Genomic DNA, 15,255 nt, shown 5'->3' with positions numbered 1-15,255 from the left:
TCATTTGTTATGCTTTCAGCAAGCTTTGAAGCTCCGGAACCACGTGGGCTTTACCACCGGTAAGAGCTCCCACCAGATTCCGGGAAGCGACCATGGCCATATCGTTCCGCGTTTTAGCGGTTGCCGATCCGATATGCGGTACCGTGACGACATTATCCAGCTGCAGCAGCGGATTGTCCGGCGAGGTCGGCTCTTGGGCAAACACATCGAGTCCCGCGCCGCGAATGATTCCGTTCCGAAGAGCGTCGATCAGTGCCTCTTCATCTACCGTCTGGCCACGGGATGCGTTGATAAAGAATGCGCTAGGCTTCATCAGCTCAAAATGCTCTTTACGGATAAAGTGAACGGTCTCCGGTGTTAACGGAGTCATCAGAACAACAAAATCAGACTCCTTGAGCAGCTGCTCAAGCGAGCAATATTGCGCGCCGAACCGTTCCTCCACCTCCGGCTTGCGGCTGCGGTTATAGTACAGCAGATTCATATCAAAGCCGTGTACGGCTCTCTTGGCTATAGCTTCCCCGATTCTGCCCATGCCGATGATCCCGAGCGTGGCATGATGAACATCCATCCCGAAAAGGTCCTCCTCGCGAACCTGGCCCCTTCTCCACTTGCCCTGCTTGACGAAGGCATCGAGCTCCGCGATTCTTCTTGCCGAAGCCAGCATCAAAGCGAGCACCAAATCGGCTACCGTATCGTCCAGCACATAAGGGGTATGAGTTCCGATGACCCCTCTGGCCTTCATTTCCTCAATGTTGAAATGGTTATAGCCTACGCTGATGGAGCTTACCGCCTTCAACCGCGGCGCGCGTTCCAGCAGCTCGGCATTGACGGGTGTACCGCTTAAAAGAAGCCCGTCGTAGTCTTTAATCTTGTCAAGAAGCTGTTCTCTTGGCATCGATCCTTGACCGTCCCACTGAGTACAGTCACAATGCTCTTGTAAATAGGCTAAGCATTCAACAGGAATTTTACGGGTAATGAGTATTTTCGGTCTAGCTGCCATGATCTTGCCTCCTCTTGCTGATATTAGGATGCTGATCCCGCCTGCACGGCTTGCTGGTCCGGACTCAGCACCTCATTCAAGCTTCCGGAACGGTATCCTTTTAAGTCCAGTGTCACGTATGCATAGCCGATTTCCTTCAGCTTGGCATGGACTGTGTCTGACACGGCGAGCACTTCAGCCAGATCGGAAGCGGGCACTTCGATCCTGGCCAAATTGTCATGCTGACGGACCCGTACTTGACGGAAGCCAAGCTGGATCAAGAAATCCTCCGCTTGATCAATCATCGACAGCTTCAATGCGGTTATAGCTTCCCCATACGGAATACGGGAAGACAGACAAGCAAAGGACGGCTTATCCCATGTGCGCAATCCGAATTGGCGGGACATATGGCGAATCTCAGCTTTTTTAATTCCTGCCTCGAGGAGCGGAGCAAGAACTCCCTTCTCATGCGCAGCCTGCAAGCCTGGGCGGTGCTCGCCCAAATCATCGGCAATAGCGCCGAAGATCACATGCTCGAAGCCGCGTTCCTTGGCAATAGGAATCAAGTGGTCAAACAGCGAATTTTTGCAGAAATAACAGCGGTTCGTCGGATTCTCCGCATAGCCCGGAATATCCAGCTCGCTCGTATGAATCACCTCATGCACTGCTCCTAGCTCCTTCGCCAGTGCTACAGCTTCTTCCTTCTCCCTTACCGGATAGGTCTCGGAATCAGCGGTAATCGCCAAGACGTTGTCTCGTCCCAGAAACTCCATTGCCGCCTTCAACAAGAATGCGCTGTCTACGCCGCCGGAAAATGCGACCACTACTTTCTCCATGGATCGCAGTATTTGGCCAAGCTTCTCGTATTTTTGTTCCATGGTCTCCATATTTATTCCTCCTGAAGGCTTCCGAGGGAAGCCGTATCTTTTAATCGTCCCGGTATCGCCTCTAATCATTTTGCAATCGTGTGCATAGAAATCATAATTAGTACCTGGATTTATTCATTATAGTCTTTTTTCACTTTTTGAAAAAGAGGGGAGCTCACAGGAGCGCATTATTTTATCTATAAGAAGAAGACACCTGGCACAAAAGACCTTCAAACTCCACAGACGACAGCGGTTTGCTGAAATAATAGCCCTGCGCCTGACCGCAATTTTGCTCCAGCAAAAACTGCAGGTCCTCCAACGTTTCCACGCCTTCCGCTACAACATCCAGCTTCAAGTGATTCGCCATGGCTATAATGGTCGTGACGATAGCCGCATTATCAGGGTCCATCGTAATATCGCGAATGAACGATTGATCAATTTTCAATTTATGAATAGGAATCTTTTTCAAGTAATGGAGCGAGCTATAACCCGTACCGAAATCATCCATGGAAATCCGGATTCCTTCCTGCTTGAGCATGTTCAGCTTCTGGATCACTTGTTCGACATTATCCATGGCCATGCTTTCTGTTATTTCCAGCTCAAGCCACTGCGCTTCGAGCCCGCTCTCTTCCATCGCGCTCAATATATCATCGACAAGATCGGTTTTCTGAAACTGACGCGTCGACAGATTGACGGATACCGTAATCTTCGGCAAGCCGGCATCCTGCCAGCGTTTGTTTTGCATGCAAGCCGTACGGATAACCCAGTCTCCTACCGGAATAATAAGTCCGGTTTCCTCAGCTAACGGGATGAACAATGCAGGCGAGATCAATCCATGCTTGGGATGCCTCCAACGAATGAGCGCTTCCATGCCGATCAGCTTATTGCCTCGAATGTCGTACTGCGGCTGGTAATACAGCTCGAATTCGTCCCGCTCAAGCGCCTTGCGCAGATCATATTCAAGCTCAAGCCGGCGAAGAGGGTTGGATGCAAGCTCTTCATCGTGAATTCGATACCCTGCATAACCTTGTTCCCTTTGCTCCTTCGATATTAAAGAAGCATGCCGCAGCAGGCCGTTCATGTCAGTTCCATCCTGCGGGTACCGGGCGATACCCACCGTTCCGGGAATGACGAACTCGTGGTCAAATACAGCGAAAGGGGCCATCAGCTGGTGCTGAATGATTCTGGCCTGCTCCGCTAAATCAATCGATCCGTCCAGATTCTTGTATAAAATCACGAATTCATAATTGCCCAGCCGGCTGATCAAATCCGCACGGGTCATGCAGCGCTGCAGCCGCTCGCTAACCTGCTTTAGCAGCATGTCCCCCCAATTGATGCCTAACGATTCGTTAATAATCTGAAACCGTTCCAGATTGATCAGCATGATGGCAAAAGGAGCGTGAGGCAGCTCGCTTCCGGCCGAAGCGATCATCTGGGTCAGCTGAATTTGAAATAAGGTTCTGTTGGGAAGACCGGTCAGAGTGTCATGGTACGCCATATGCTCTATCAATTGAACGGTAAGCCTCTGTTCCGTAATATCCTTCATGACAAGAAACAAATAGCTATACCGGCCGCTGCGGGCGGGAATAAACCGGAAATGCAGGGTCAGCACATGCCCGGATCGGTGGCGGAAATCACATTCAATCGAGCGGATCTCTCCTGCAAGCGCCCGTTTATACTGCTCCATGAAAGACGCAGAGCCCCCGGGTTCAAGAAAAATATAAAATAACTGCTTCATAATCGTCAGGGAATCGTAGCCGGTCAGCTTAATAAACTCGGGATTGGCTTGCCGGATACAGCCGCAATGATCCAGCAGGATAATAGCATCTCCACTTAATTCAAATAAAGGATGCGATGTGATGGCACTTATCGATTCCGAGACACTCATGATGTATCACTCCCACCCTGCCGTTCATGATTTTGGTTTATTATACCATAAGGACGTCGACAGGATTGCAAATTTTGCAGAATGATGTAGAATTTTATTTCATTTAAAGTTAAAAAAGGACCGCGAGGCAGCCCCCGTGATCCTTTGCCATACAGCACATGTTATAATAATTTCTCGATAGCTTCTTGCAGCTCTTGGTCCTCCGGGGCAACACGGCTGGAAAACCGCCCTTGAATATGGCCCTCCCGGTCGATAAGGAATTTCTCAAAATTCCATTTGACCTCGCCGCTCGGATCTGCCTGTTCCGTCAGCAGCTGATATAAAGGATGCTTGTCTTCGCCCAAAATTTGGATTTTGTCCAATACTTCAAAGCTGACACCATAATTGGTGCTGCAAAATTGCTGGATTTCTTCCATCGTTCCCGGTTCTTGTCCGCCAAAATCGTTGCAGGGAAAACCGAGAATAACCAGTCCCCGCTCCTTCCACTGCTGATTCAGCTTCTCCAGGCCGGCATATTGTGGTGTAAAGCCGCATTTAGAGGCAACATTGACGATTAACAGCACTTTGCCTTTATACTCGCTCATGGATTTGATGCTTCCGTCTGCCGCTTGAACCGATACCGAATAGATCGATGCCATGATCCATACCTCCTTCTTCTACTTACTCTTCATCATATCATGAATAAGAATGGAATAAAAATCCTCCTCCCATTCGTATATCGGGGACGATTTTGATACAATAAATAGGTTATAACTGCCATGCCGCCCGAAGGAGGAAATTCCCCAATGAATGAGATTGAGAACATACAGAATAAGCTGGAGCAGGCTATCCGGTTGCTGGAGAGCAGATTCCTCGAGCGGGAGGAATTGATCCGTTTGCTCCTGCTTGGATTAATGAGCAATGAGAATGTTCTGCTGATCGGGCCGCCGGGAACGGCGAAATCCCAGCTAGCGAGAGCGGTCTCCCAGCTGTTCGGCAGCGGCCGTTGGTTCGACTATCTGCTGACCCGGTTTACGACGCCGGACGAAATGTTCGGTCCCGTTTCCCTTCAGCAATTAAAGCAGGACGTATACATCCGTCAAACGGAAGGCTATTTACCGTCCGCCCATTTTGCTTTTCTTGATGAGATTTTTAAAGCGAACAGCGCCATCTTGAACGCGCTATTGTCTATCTTGAACGAACGCATATTTTTCAACGGACGGGAAAAGGAGCAGTCGCCTCTCGTTTTCTTGATGGCCGCCTCGAACGAGCTGCCGGAGGATAATGATCAGCTGACTGCGCTGTACGACCGTTTTCTGATACGTTATGAGGTTGGATTTATTAAGCAAATGTCCAGCTATGAACGTATGTTTCAGCTGCCGACGGAGCCTCTCCCTTCGCTGCTTTCGCTTCAGGACGTTGAGACTGTTCGCTTCAAAGCGGGCCAGGTAACGATTCCGGAGTCGCTCGTCTATATGCTGTTCCGGTTAAAGACGGAAATGGAGGCCAAGGAATACTCTCTCTCCGACCGCAGATGGAGAAAGATCGGACAAGTGTGGAAGACCTCGGCGGCATTGAATGGACGCGATACCGTCAACGTCTGGGATACCGTCTATACCCCACATATGCTGTGGGATTATCCGGAGGACTTGACCGTTCTGCAAGAGCTGTTTCAAAAGGAGTTCCAAGAAGCGTTAAAGCAGGAATCGGAAAGAGAACTGCCGCTGCGCACCTATGATCAAACCGCCAAGCACTGGTTGGGCCTTGAAGATGAGCTCCACGCCTTTCAATTCAAGAAGGAAGTCGGCGGCAGCATGAATAAGGACGCCCAGGAGCAGATGAAGCAGAAGCTGGAAAATTGCCGGGTCGAACTGGAGGATACGGCGAGAGCGCTGAGAGGCAAGCTGGTTCAGTGGCAGCAGCGGGAGAAGGATTTGCCCGGCTATATCCGCAACCAAAACTTTCTGCTTACGCAAACAGACCGTTTTGCGGTGAAGTATACCCATCTGCGAATTCAAGGCGAACGTATTCTGCAGACCATTCAAGGACTGTACCGGACCTTGTTTGACCGTGAGATTCCCGGCGTCCAGTACGATTATACTTTGTAGCAAGACCATCACAGTGACCGGCGGTGAACCTCAATGATCATCCAATGCGCGCGTATCGATCGCTTCGTCTTTGACGGTTACGTGCATTCCTCACGAACGGCGCAGGAATGGATACGTGAAGCCAAGGCAACAACGGAATGGTTTTCCGTAGAGCTGTTTGCCGATTTTTTCATGTGCTTTTATTTGCCTCAGCCGCAGTATGATTCAACGCTGGAGGAACCCCCATTTCACCGGTGGCTCGTTCAACAGCTTCGGGGACAATTTTTCTACAGGACGATTCACCCCAGGACGATTGGCGAGGTCAACGCCTCCTTCAAGACCGCTTTAAAAAGCTTAATGTGGTTAACCAGCAGTTATGCCGAGGAGGTCAAACGGAGGAAAAAGGACGAGCAGCAGCTCTCCATCGGGTTCAATGAACGCATGCAGCAGCAAGGGCAGGACGACTCGCTCCTTCAAGAGCGGCTATCCGAGAAGCAGATTGAGCAGCTTAAGCTGGTTGGTTATACGCTGCAGCAGGGCAAAAAAAATGTAGAGGACAAGCAGACCGCTCTGGATACCCGTCCGCTGGTTGAAGCAGAAATTGTTCAGCTAAAACAGCGCATTGAGGAGCTTCAGGAGCAGATGCGGACCGACTTTACCAAGCGGGACAAAGCTAGGCAGAAGCTGAAGAAGACCGAGGCTGAGCTGGAGCAGCGCGAGAAGCAGCTGGAGCGATTCACGAAACGAGACAAGGAAATGTTTCAACAGCTGGAGGAACAGCTAGGCCAATGGCTGAACCGGTCGTTGAAGGAATCTCTCTCCACGGAGGATCAGGAGAGCTTGAACGTGCATGAGCTGCTGCAAGCCAGTCAACGCATTGCCAACCGACGGTGGGGAAGCGATCTCGGACGGCTTCACCGTCAGGAGTTCGCCAATTACATGGCATGGGTCGACAAGCTGAAAAGACATCCTGAGCTTATCGCCTTTCTCCAGGAGGTCGGGCACAACCTTCAGCATCTTAAAGTGCTGCGCAAACAGATGAAATCGCCCCATATTCCGGAAGCATACGATGATCTGCGGCAATCCGGCCAAATCGCGCACATGCTGCCCAGTGAAGCCAGTCTGTTGGCCGATGAAGATTATGAGCTGTATTTTACCGTAAAATGGCTGGATCGGAAGCTGCTCACCTATAACATCACCGGATGGACAGACGAGCCGCAAAGAGGCCCCGTGATCTGTATGCTGGATACATCCCATTCCATGCGGGGCAGCAAGCTTCGTCTTGCCCAAATCTTCACCGCCACCTTCGCCGCCTTCAGTCTTCTGGAGCGCCGCGACTTCATTCTGCTTCTATTCGGAACAAGAGGCGAGCTGGTCGAGCAGCCGCTCTATTGGCGCAAGCCGGATTGGCCCTCCTTCTATTCCATATCCCAGCTCGCATTTGGGGGCGGAACGCATTTTGACGCTCCGATCAAACGCGGAATCGAGCTGGTCGAGCATCATCCCCGCTTTCCGGATGCGGATTTCGTTATGGTGACAGACGGTATCGGAACCATAGGAGCCGAGGTGCGGCAGCAGCTCTTCGAGCTCGGCAGGAAAAAGCAGGTACGCCTCCACACGCTCATCATTGGCAATGCCAGACAGCACTTGGTGAACGCCTACGATATTCTCGGCGTTTCCCATCAGGTTCGTTTCGCCGCTACATGGGAAACCCAGGATCCCGTAAAGGACGAGCTGCTTCTCGATGTGTTCCGCAAGCGGTAGATAGCACTAAGTATCCCATAAATCCATCCATTGCCGCCAACGCGGTATTCGCAGGGAAATGGACCCAAGTGTCTATTTAATAAGATCAAAGAAAAACCCGCTAATCGCATCAAGCATTAGCGGGTTTTGGTTATGAAATCAATATAAGCGCAGTCTGTAGCTTTCATCGAGGGAACGGGTAATCTGCTCCTCCGTCGACCCCGTATGCTTCGCAAGAATCCGTGCCGGTACCGGAAGCTCGTCTTTATCGAGCCAGGATTCGGGATTCCACAGCATCGAGCGCTTGAAGGCTTTGGCGCAGTGCATATAGCATTCCTCTACTTCGACGCCGATTCCGAGCAAGGGAGCCTTGCCGTGGGCCTGCATCTGATTCAACAACGCCTCATCCTTGATAACATAGGCTTTGCCGTTGACCCGCAGCGTCTCTTCCAGACCGGGAATGAGGAATATCAAGCCGATATTCGGATTCGAAACGATGTTCCGCAAGGAATCCATCCTGCGGTTGCCCGGCCTTTCTGGGATCACCAGACGTTGCTCGTCAAGAACCAGGACAAAGCCTGGGGCATCCCCTCTCGGCGATACGTCGCATTTTCCTTCTCCGTCTGCCGTAGCTATAAGAACAAACGGCGATCTGGCAATATAATCCTTGCAATGAGAATCTATCGCCGAAACGACTTTACGATTCACAACCTCGCTCGGATAACCTAGAATATCTCTTAGCTCCTGCTCCGAGGAGATAACCTGCTGAAACCCGGAAGCTCCTTGAGTCATACTCTTACTATCCCACCTCTCTAATGCATGCTATTTACGCCCAGCGTCCTGCTCTGCAGGTGATTTCAAATGCTCTTCGATCCGTTGTAAGGACTTTTCGATATTGCCCAGGCTCTTGGTGCTTCTATTGGAATTACGGATAAGAGTATAGATGACATAAAGTACGAGTAATATCAAGATGAGATTAATCAACTGAACTATTGCAGTTCCCCAATGAAACATCCATCATTCCCTCCTTAATACTCCGCCTCTTCCTCCGCTTGCTAAACATAAGCATCCTACGAGTCGGCCGGTCGCAAGCGGGCAAACTGATTATAATTCGGATTGCTGTGCAAGTCATAGCCGGGCTCCACTGTAAACCGGCCGATCTTGGTCGGTACCTGCTCCGCTTTCGGATTGCACTCCGCGATTCGCTTGGCAATCTTGGTGAAGAAATCTATTCTACTTCAAACTTCATCCTATATAAATCTACCCCGTAGCAAGTAAAAAACCCACCCCATTGACTGATTGCTCAGCCATTAAGGCGGGTGCTTAAATATCGTATCACAGGTTCACTCAAGCGGCAATGCTTACCGCCCAAAAAATGTCATTACTTGATAACGCCGCATGCTACGCGGTTACCGGAATTGCCCGAAGGATCCGTCTTATAGTCGTCTTCCTTCTCATGAATAACAAGCGCGGTGCCCCCGGTCTTGAACAGCGAATTCGCTTTATCCTTGGCGAGGGTCAATTTCGGAGCTACAACCTCCGCTCTTCCTCTGCCGTCAGAGCCAACCTCCAGGTTCGGTAGATCTCCTGCGTGGTAGCCTTGCGGATTATCAAAGCCATGGTGCTTATGCTCAGGATTGAAGTGCTCCCCTGCCGATTTGAAATCCGGAGGAGTGCATACTCCTGTCTCATGAATGTGCATACCGTGTTTGCCAGGCGTCATGCCGGCTACGTCGACTTGGAATTTTACTCCTTCAGGCACCTGAGTGAGTGTGGCTGTTCCAATTTTGGACCCTTTGCTGTTGATGATGTCGATCGTCTTCGGAGCAGGCACCGGCTCATTAGCCTGGGTCGCCATAGAATTGGATCCAGCACTTTCTTCCACAGCAGATCCGTCATGATGTCCAGGATGCTCAAGGTCCGTCGATGCCGAAGTAGACACTGATTTCCATTCACAACCTGAAGTAAGCACCAGCGCGAAGCTAAGCATCAGAGCTCCGCGGTTAACCCATTTTCTCATGCTCTTATCCTCCATTGGTTCAAAAATGTTCCTCTATCATTGTTTACCTAATGGAGAATAAATAAACATAAATTTCAGACAGTTAAGAACCCTGGAAGCTTGAACAACAGCTAATATACTCCGATGGGATAACCGCTCCAGCCACTATGGAAACCCGCAAAATATGGATTTACTTTCATCACGATCGGAGAAACGGATTCTTCCATTCCATCAGCATGGCACAATTGTGAGAATCCTCATCCTCCAAGTAACCGTGGATCAGTTTCACCGGAGTTCTTCCGCAGCGCATAAGAAAAGTAAGCACCGGGTCCTTCAGCCTACCTGCAAGAACCGAGTCGACATATTGTTCGGGCGTCATGGAAGCGGCATGAAGATGGTAGCCGGGGATACGGCCGCCCCCAAGCAGTCTCCGGAGCTTCATTTCAATAACGACTTCATACATCGATTGCATCAGCAGCTTGCCTAGACCAAGCTTCCGGTAGGCAGGGAGCGCACAGATGTCGACGATGTACAGCGTGTTCCCGTTCGGATTGTGATTGCGAATGTAGCCGCCATCCGTTATCTCTTCCCATGTATGTTCCGCATGATTAGGGTCAAAGTCGATCATCAATCCGGTGATAGACGCTGCTATCTTGCCTTCCAGCTCTACACAGAGTGCGCCTTGCGGAAACAGGGTCACATGTTGGTTCAGCTGTTCTTCATTCCACCACAGCTCCGATGGAAATGGAGGCGGAAAGCTCTGCTCTTGAATATGGATGAGATCGGCAAAATCTGCCTTGGTATAAGAACGGACAAGCGCCGGTATAGGGCGGTCCTGATCAAAAACAAACAGTTCTTTATGATACAAGAGTCCCTACTCCTCTCTAGCTCCAATCCGTGTACAGATCCGTTCTGCGGTCGCGCCAGGTCGTTACGGACCCCTTCTCCCGCACTTGATGCAGCAGGCTCAAATCCAAATCCGCTGTGATCACCATATCATGGTTAATTTCGCCTACAGCGAGCAAGCCGCCGGGAGGAAAAGGCACGTCATTAGGCGTAATAACGGCCGCTTGTCCGTAGTTCCCTCTCATAAAGTCTACGGTAGGGAGAGAACCAATGGTTCCTGTGGTCACGACATAAATTTGATTCTCAATGGTTCTGGCGTGGCAGGTATAGCGGACCCGATGGAAGCCATGCCGGTCATCCGTGCAAGAAGGACAGAAGATGACGTCAGCCCCGCGTGCTCGGGCCATTCTTACGATTTCAGGAAATTCGATATCATAGCAGATCAGGATAGCGATCTTCCCTTTGTCCGTATCAAATATATGCAGCGCATCGCCGGCTTGCATGTTCCACTCTTTCACTTCTGTCGGCGTAATATGAAGCTTGCGCTGTTCGCCGATGCGTCCGTCTGGATAAAATAGATAGGCGGTGTTATACAAGCGGCCTTTTTCTTCAATAATATGGGTTCCGCCAATAATATGCATTCCGGTTTGCCGGGCTAACGAAACGAACAGCTCCTTATACGAATCCGTAAAGGCAGGCAGCTCCTCAATCGTCAACGCTTCCGGATGCTTCTTGCCTCCGCCGATGGACATTAGCTGGGTCGTAAACAATTCGGGGAAAAGGACGAAGTCCGCTTCGAATTCCTCCGCGGTTTTTACGTAGTGCGTAACTTGCGCGGCAAATTCTTCAAAGCTGCCAATCGTATGTAAATGGTATTGCACCGCTGATACTCTCAATTTCATTGTTTTAACTCCTTTACTTCGGCTAAGCCGGGGATTCTTTCTCTATACCGCTTTCTTCAATAGGATCAAAAAATAAAATATGAGGCTTTTTCAGGCACCATGTTGTCATACATCGCTGATTTGCCACATTGACGGTTTTTATTGGCTCCAGTAGGATACCTTGAAGCTTCTCCGTCATTTTGACCAACCGCTGCTCGTCTACAAGATAACGGATCGTCCCATCCGGAAGCTTATACTGTTCATTCTCCATACGGATCACGCGGTCCTCGATGCCAATACTTGAAGCCAGCCTCGCGAACAGGAGTCCTCCCGGTCGAAGCACTCTCCAGAGCTCCTGAAGCATTTGTTGGAAGTGCAGGTCATTCAGGGCAAAATGAAGAACGGCGCAGCTGATCACGACGTCAAAGCTATCATTGGCAAAGCTCATTTTTTCAATAGCCTCTACCCGTGCCTGCTCATCCTCCCATTCAGGGGCAAGCGTCCGACCCAGCTTCCTGACCTGCTGTATTGCATCCTCCGACCTGTCCACGGCGAAAATAGAGTATCCGCTGCGCAAGAAATAAGTAAGGTTTCGTCCTGTGCCGCACCCGGCATCCAGAATTTTCATTTCTTCCGTTATTCGGCCTTTTAATAACTGATCCAATAAGTATATATCCATTTCGCCGAAAAGCTCGCGAGGGTCCATTCGCTGTATCAGCTCGCTTCCAGATCATAACTTTTGTTCAGACATTATATCATCAATAATACAAGAAAACCACGGTTCAAGGGCATACTACGAAACGATGAAAGGAGGGGAACTTATCCATGAAGAATAACTTGACCGGAGATACAGAGAGCTGGATCGAGAAGGTTCACGATACGCAAGCCAAGGACGAAAAAAACCGCAAGCACCAAGGGGACGGACATCCGGATAAGTCTTTGCCTAACAAGCAGCATCGTAATGGGAATTAGATGAAAAAAGCACCCGCATTCGGGTGCTTTTTTAAGTGTTTAATATAAGGTAACCTTAAGCCTCAACGGTATCCACATGCTCCAGCCAGTTCATTTCCTCCGCGGTCAGCCGGATTCTTGCCCCGTCACGGCAGGAGGTCAATTCCGCCATATCCCTAGCCCCGATAAGAGCGGCTGTAGGAAAAGCCTGATTCAGGACATACGCGAGAGCGATCTGAATCATTGTGACTCCCTTTTGGGCAGCCAGCTCCTGTGCCCTGCGCAAGCGCTCCCAATTCGCATCGCTGTAGTAAATGCGGACGATTTCTTTATCATCCAGCTTATCGGGAGCATACCGCCCGGTAAAGAAGCCTCTTGCCTGCGATGACCAGGACAGCAGCGGCAGCTGCGTCTTCTCATGCCATTGGCAGGTCTCTGCATCCGCCGACACACAGCCCTTCCAATGAGGCTCGTTCGGCTTGGCCAGGCTCAAGTTCGGGCTGCTGAAGGTAAATCCCTTAAGCCCGTTGGCACGCGCATAATCATTGGCTTCCTGCAGCCTCTGATAAGTCCAATTGGAAGCCCCTATCGCATGAATGCGACCAGCTTGAATATGCTCGTTCAAGGCATCTATAATGACGCTGACCGGAACCGTCTCGTCATCCCGATGCAAGCCGTACAGGTCGATATAATCCGTTTCCAGACGCTCGAGGCTTTTCTCCAGATCACTGCGGATAGCCTCTGGATTCACTCTCGGACCATCGGCATTGTGGTGCGCTCCTTTGGTCAGAATGACCACATCCTGACGGTTGCCGCGCTCCTTCATCCATTTGCCGATCGTTTCTTCGCTCTGACCCCCGCAGTAAATGTGAGCCGTATCGATCGTATTGCCGCCAATAGCGAAGTAATTGTCTAGTACGTCACATACTTTATCGTAAACAGCATGAGTGAAAAAGTCCGAGCCCTGAATCAAATTGGATACCGGCTTTTGCAAGCCTTCAATACGGATGGTTTCCATATCCTTCAGCTCCTTATCCCAAAGTAACGCGAACGCGTTCTTGTGCAGATTTCAAACAAGCATCAATGACACGCATATTGAGTAAAGCATCGGAAGGGTCAAACTTCTGAGGCTTGCCTTCGAGAACGCTTCGTCCCAGGTCGTCGGCTTGAAGCGCATATTGGTTCACGTAGGGAACCGATACTTCCCTGCGCTCTCCTTTGACCGTGACGAAGAAATGATCATCCGCGTTCTGCCGAACGACATATGCGCTTGGCACCTCGATGCGGCCTTCTGTTCCCAGAATCTCCAGCACATTGCGTCCGGCGGCCCACATGCCGCAGTCGAAGGTCAAGGCAACGCCGTCCGCGAATTCAAGCAAGCCCGATGCCATCATATCGACGTTATCGTGCTCCGGCGAGAAGAATGCGTGCACCGTGGCAGCCTGCGGTTCTTGCTCGAGAATGAACCGCGCCGCGCTGATAGGATATACACCCACATCATATAAGGAGCCGCCGCCCATGAATTGCTTATAGCGCACATTGTTGGCATCCTTGGCGTTGTTGAAGGTAAACGCTCCGTGTATGCCTCGGATCGTGCCGATTTCACCCGACTGTATGACATCCTTGATCATTGCATAACGGGGATGATGACGGTACATAAAGGCTTCGGCGAATTTGACTCCGGCTTTCGCGCAAGCCGCTATCATCTCTTCCGCTTCCGCGGCATTCAGGGCAAAAGGCTTTTCACACAGCACATGTTTACCGGCTTCAGCAGCCCGAATGGTCCATTCCTTATGAAGGTGATTGGGAAGCGGTATGTAAACGGCATCAATTTGGTCATCCTCCAACAAGGCTTCGTAGCTTCCGTAATGCACAGGGATATTTAATTGGGCCGCTGTTTCCTTGGCCTTCTCTTCTCCGCGGCTTGCAATTGCGGAAACTACTCCCGTCTGTGACTGCTGAATGCCCGGTATGACCGCACGCTTGGCAATCCCCGCGCAGCCCAGAATTCCCCAGCGCAGCTTTGTTTGACTCATTGCATTCCCAGCTCCTTTGCTTTGGCTAAGTTATAATGTAGTACTATATTGCCATTATATTGAACAATATTTAAAATGAAAATAACAACTTATTGCACTTCTATACAATAATATTGTCCTCAAGGAGAAGATGTCCATGCGTCGCCAGCGCTCACTTCCCACTTTATTGGAGCACGGTTATTTTTGTTTGCCGGAGTCAGTCGGATGGTACCAGAACGATGCGGGGCATACGGTCGAGCGGCAGGAAGGTGCTTTGAATAATTTCAGTATTCACCTGGTCACCAGCGGCAAAGGCTATGTATATGCCGACAATGAGCTTCACACGCTGCAGGCGGGCGACTCCTTCCTGTACTTCCCGCTTCAACAGCAGCGGTATTATTCCAGCCCCGACGACCCGTGGGATGTGCGATGGCTTCATTTCTACGGCTCTAAAGTCAAGGACTATTTGATAGAAACAGGACTTCACCGGTCGCATATTTGGTCCATACGCCAGCCTAAGCCGCTGGAGCAAGCTATGCATGACCTGCTGGTCGAAGCCGAAGAAAATGCATTCTTCCACCTCACGAAGCTGTCCACCTTGACCTATGCCGTCATCGCTGAATTTGTCAATCAAGCCGTGCCTCTCAGCACCAGCAAAAATGAGGAGACGACCAACCGGATCGTCCAGTTGCTGCCCAGACTGCAGCAGGAGGCTTGCAAACCGTTTGATTTGGATTACTGGGCACGCGAAGCCGGTGTGAGCACCTATTATTTCTGTAAGCTGTTTAAAAAGACAACCCAGATGACTCCCATGACGTTCGTAACGCTGAGCCGTCTGCAAATGAGCAAGCAATGGCTGCTTGAGAAGAGCGAGCTAACCGTCCGGCAAATTGCATTGGAGGCAGGGTACCCAAGCACCAGCTATTTCAATAAAAAGTTTCTCGAGCAGGAAGGCATGACACCGACAGAGTATAGAGAGCTTTACTGGAATAAGTAGCCTCCTCCCTCCAGCTGCGTAAAT

The 15,255-nt window shown here is 50.4% G+C and carries 15 protein-coding genes and 1 pseudogene; 4 read left to right on the top strand and 12 right to left on the bottom strand.

All coding sequences use genetic code 11. The annotated features are described in order from the left end of the window. Window positions 1-7: 7 nt before the first annotated feature. The 4 genes from GGC63_RS06425 to GGC63_RS06410 all read right to left on the bottom strand — a co-directional run bounded on the left by GGC63_RS06425 (window position 8) and on the right by GGC63_RS06410 (window position 4,371). Window positions 8-1,000 carry a 2-hydroxyacid dehydrogenase gene (locus tag GGC63_RS06425; protein ID WP_192701590.1) on the bottom strand — a complete coding sequence of 331 codons (993 nt, stop codon included), beginning with the start codon at window positions 998-1,000 and terminating at the stop codon, window positions 8-10. 23 nt (window positions 1,001-1,023) lie between these two features. Beyond that, window positions 1,024-1,866, bottom strand: a complete 843-nt coding sequence (larE, locus tag GGC63_RS06420) for an ATP-dependent sacrificial sulfur transferase LarE (RefSeq protein ID WP_192701589.1) — start codon at window positions 1,864-1,866, stop codon at window positions 1,024-1,026. 172 nt (window positions 1,867-2,038) lie between these two features. Continuing rightward, window positions 2,039-3,733 (bottom strand): GGDEF domain-containing phosphodiesterase, encoded by a 1,695-nt coding sequence (locus GGC63_RS06415; RefSeq protein WP_192701588.1) that lies wholly within the window; start codon window positions 3,731-3,733, stop codon window positions 2,039-2,041. Window positions 3,734-3,894: 161 nt separating this feature from the next. After that, window positions 3,895-4,371: a glutathione peroxidase gene (locus tag GGC63_RS06410; RefSeq protein ID WP_192701587.1), complete on the bottom strand. Its 477-nt coding sequence runs from the start codon at window positions 4,369-4,371 to the stop codon at window positions 3,895-3,897. Between the two features lie 147 nt (window positions 4,372-4,518). Here GGC63_RS06410 and GGC63_RS06405 point away from each other — a divergent pair, with 147 nt between their 5' ends. Together GGC63_RS06405 and GGC63_RS06400 are read left to right on the top strand one after the other, a co-directional pair. After that, window positions 4,519-5,820 carry an AAA family ATPase gene (locus GGC63_RS06405; RefSeq protein WP_192701586.1) on the top strand — a complete coding sequence of 434 codons (1,302 nt, stop codon included), beginning with the start codon at window positions 4,519-4,521 and terminating at the stop codon, window positions 5,818-5,820. A gap of 33 nt (window positions 5,821-5,853) precedes the next feature. Continuing rightward, window positions 5,854-7,563: a hypothetical protein gene (locus tag GGC63_RS06400; protein ID WP_192701585.1), complete on the top strand. Its 1,710-nt coding sequence runs from the start codon at window positions 5,854-5,856 to the stop codon at window positions 7,561-7,563. A 138-nt stretch (window positions 7,564-7,701) separates the two neighbouring features. Here GGC63_RS06400 and GGC63_RS06395 read toward each other — a convergent pair whose 3' ends face one another. From GGC63_RS06395 to GGC63_RS06370, 6 genes and pseudogenes are all read right to left on the bottom strand, one after another. Beyond that, complete coding sequence (locus tag GGC63_RS06395) at window positions 7,702-8,334, bottom strand: pyridoxamine 5'-phosphate oxidase family protein (protein ID WP_192701584.1); 633 nt, start codon at window positions 8,332-8,334, stop codon at window positions 7,702-7,704. A gap of 281 nt (window positions 8,335-8,615) precedes the next feature. Next, window positions 8,616-8,765 (bottom strand): annotated as a pseudogene (locus tag GGC63_RS06390) (DUF3900 domain-containing protein); the annotation flags it as partial. Between the two features lie 158 nt (window positions 8,766-8,923). Beyond that, window positions 8,924-9,562, bottom strand: coding sequence for a superoxide dismutase family protein (locus GGC63_RS06385; protein WP_079909170.1), 639 nt, complete (start codon window positions 9,560-9,562; stop codon window positions 8,924-8,926). 178 nt (window positions 9,563-9,740) lie between these two features. Continuing rightward, window positions 9,741-10,409, bottom strand: a complete 669-nt coding sequence (locus tag GGC63_RS06380) for a GNAT family N-acetyltransferase (protein ID WP_192701583.1) — start codon at window positions 10,407-10,409, stop codon at window positions 9,741-9,743. Window positions 10,410-10,425: 16 nt separating this feature from the next. Continuing rightward, entirely contained in the window at window positions 10,426-11,289 is an 864-nt protein-coding gene (locus tag GGC63_RS06375) for a carbon-nitrogen hydrolase family protein (protein ID WP_192701582.1), read from the bottom strand. A 22-nt stretch (window positions 11,290-11,311) separates the two neighbouring features. After that, complete coding sequence (locus GGC63_RS06370) at window positions 11,312-11,932, bottom strand: class I SAM-dependent methyltransferase (RefSeq protein WP_225947997.1); 621 nt, start codon at window positions 11,930-11,932, stop codon at window positions 11,312-11,314. Between the two features lie 161 nt (window positions 11,933-12,093). Here GGC63_RS06370 and GGC63_RS06365 point away from each other — a divergent pair, with 161 nt between their 5' ends. Beyond that, entirely contained in the window at window positions 12,094-12,240 is a 147-nt protein-coding gene (locus tag GGC63_RS06365; RefSeq protein ID WP_079909166.1) for a DUF4023 domain-containing protein, read from the top strand. Window positions 12,241-12,295: 55 nt separating this feature from the next. Here the strand turns inward: GGC63_RS06365 and GGC63_RS06360 are convergent, their stop codons facing one another. Further along, window positions 12,296-13,237: an aldo/keto reductase gene (locus tag GGC63_RS06360; protein WP_192701580.1), complete on the bottom strand. Its 942-nt coding sequence runs from the start codon at window positions 13,235-13,237 to the stop codon at window positions 12,296-12,298. Window positions 13,238-13,250: 13 nt separating this feature from the next. Next, the gene (locus GGC63_RS06355; protein ID WP_192701579.1) at window positions 13,251-14,255 is read right to left on the bottom strand and encodes a Gfo/Idh/MocA family protein; all 1,005 of its coding nucleotides are present in this window, start codon (window positions 14,253-14,255) and stop codon (window positions 13,251-13,253) included. 136 nt (window positions 14,256-14,391) lie between these two features. Here GGC63_RS06355 and GGC63_RS06350 point away from each other — a divergent pair, with 136 nt between their 5' ends. Continuing rightward, window positions 14,392-15,231 (top strand): AraC family transcriptional regulator, encoded by an 840-nt coding sequence (locus GGC63_RS06350; RefSeq protein WP_079909163.1) that lies wholly within the window; start codon window positions 14,392-14,394, stop codon window positions 15,229-15,231. Window positions 15,232-15,255: the final 24 nt, after the last annotated feature.

Origin of the sequence: Paenibacillus sp. OAS669 (assembly GCF_014873645.1) — a bacterium.
Taxonomy (GTDB): domain Bacteria; phylum Bacillota; class Bacilli; order Paenibacillales; family NBRC-103111; genus Paenibacillus_S; species Paenibacillus_S vulneris.
Note: the sequence above shows the minus strand (reverse complement) of the source record. Positions and strands in the feature narration are given on the sequence as shown.

Excerpts from the sequence above, each read along its gene's own strand:
- GGC63_RS06425 (WP_192701590.1), bottom strand. The coding sequence starts at position 1,000 with ATGGCAGCTAGACCGAAAATACTCATTACCCGTAAAATTCCTGTTGAA.
- larE (WP_192701589.1), bottom strand. The coding sequence starts at position 1,866 with ATGGAGACCATGGAACAAAAATACGAGAAGCTTGGCCAAATACTGCGA.
- GGC63_RS06415 (WP_192701588.1), bottom strand. The coding sequence starts at position 3,733 with ATGAGTGTCTCGGAATCGATAAGTGCCATCACATCGCATCCTTTATTT.
- GGC63_RS06410 (WP_192701587.1), bottom strand. The coding sequence starts at position 4,371 with ATGGCATCGATCTATTCGGTATCGGTTCAAGCGGCAGACGGAAGCATC.
- GGC63_RS06405 (WP_192701586.1), top strand. The coding sequence starts at position 4,519 with ATGAATGAGATTGAGAACATACAGAATAAGCTGGAGCAGGCTATCCGG.
- GGC63_RS06400 (WP_192701585.1), top strand. The coding sequence starts at position 5,854 with ATGATCATCCAATGCGCGCGTATCGATCGCTTCGTCTTTGACGGTTAC.
- GGC63_RS06395 (WP_192701584.1), bottom strand. The coding sequence starts at position 8,334 with ATGACTCAAGGAGCTTCCGGGTTTCAGCAGGTTATCTCCTCGGAGCAG.
- GGC63_RS06385 (WP_079909170.1), bottom strand. The coding sequence starts at position 9,562 with ATGAGAAAATGGGTTAACCGCGGAGCTCTGATGCTTAGCTTCGCGCTG.
- GGC63_RS06375 (WP_192701582.1), bottom strand. The coding sequence starts at position 11,289 with ATGAAATTGAGAGTATCAGCGGTGCAATACCATTTACATACGATTGGC.
- GGC63_RS06365 (WP_079909166.1), top strand. The coding sequence starts at position 12,094 with ATGAAGAATAACTTGACCGGAGATACAGAGAGCTGGATCGAGAAGGTT.
- GGC63_RS06360 (WP_192701580.1), bottom strand. The coding sequence starts at position 13,237 with ATGGAAACCATCCGTATTGAAGGCTTGCAAAAGCCGGTATCCAATTTG.
- GGC63_RS06355 (WP_192701579.1), bottom strand. The coding sequence starts at position 14,255 with ATGAGTCAAACAAAGCTGCGCTGGGGAATTCTGGGCTGCGCGGGGATT.
- GGC63_RS06350 (WP_079909163.1), top strand. The coding sequence starts at position 14,392 with ATGCGTCGCCAGCGCTCACTTCCCACTTTATTGGAGCACGGTTATTTT.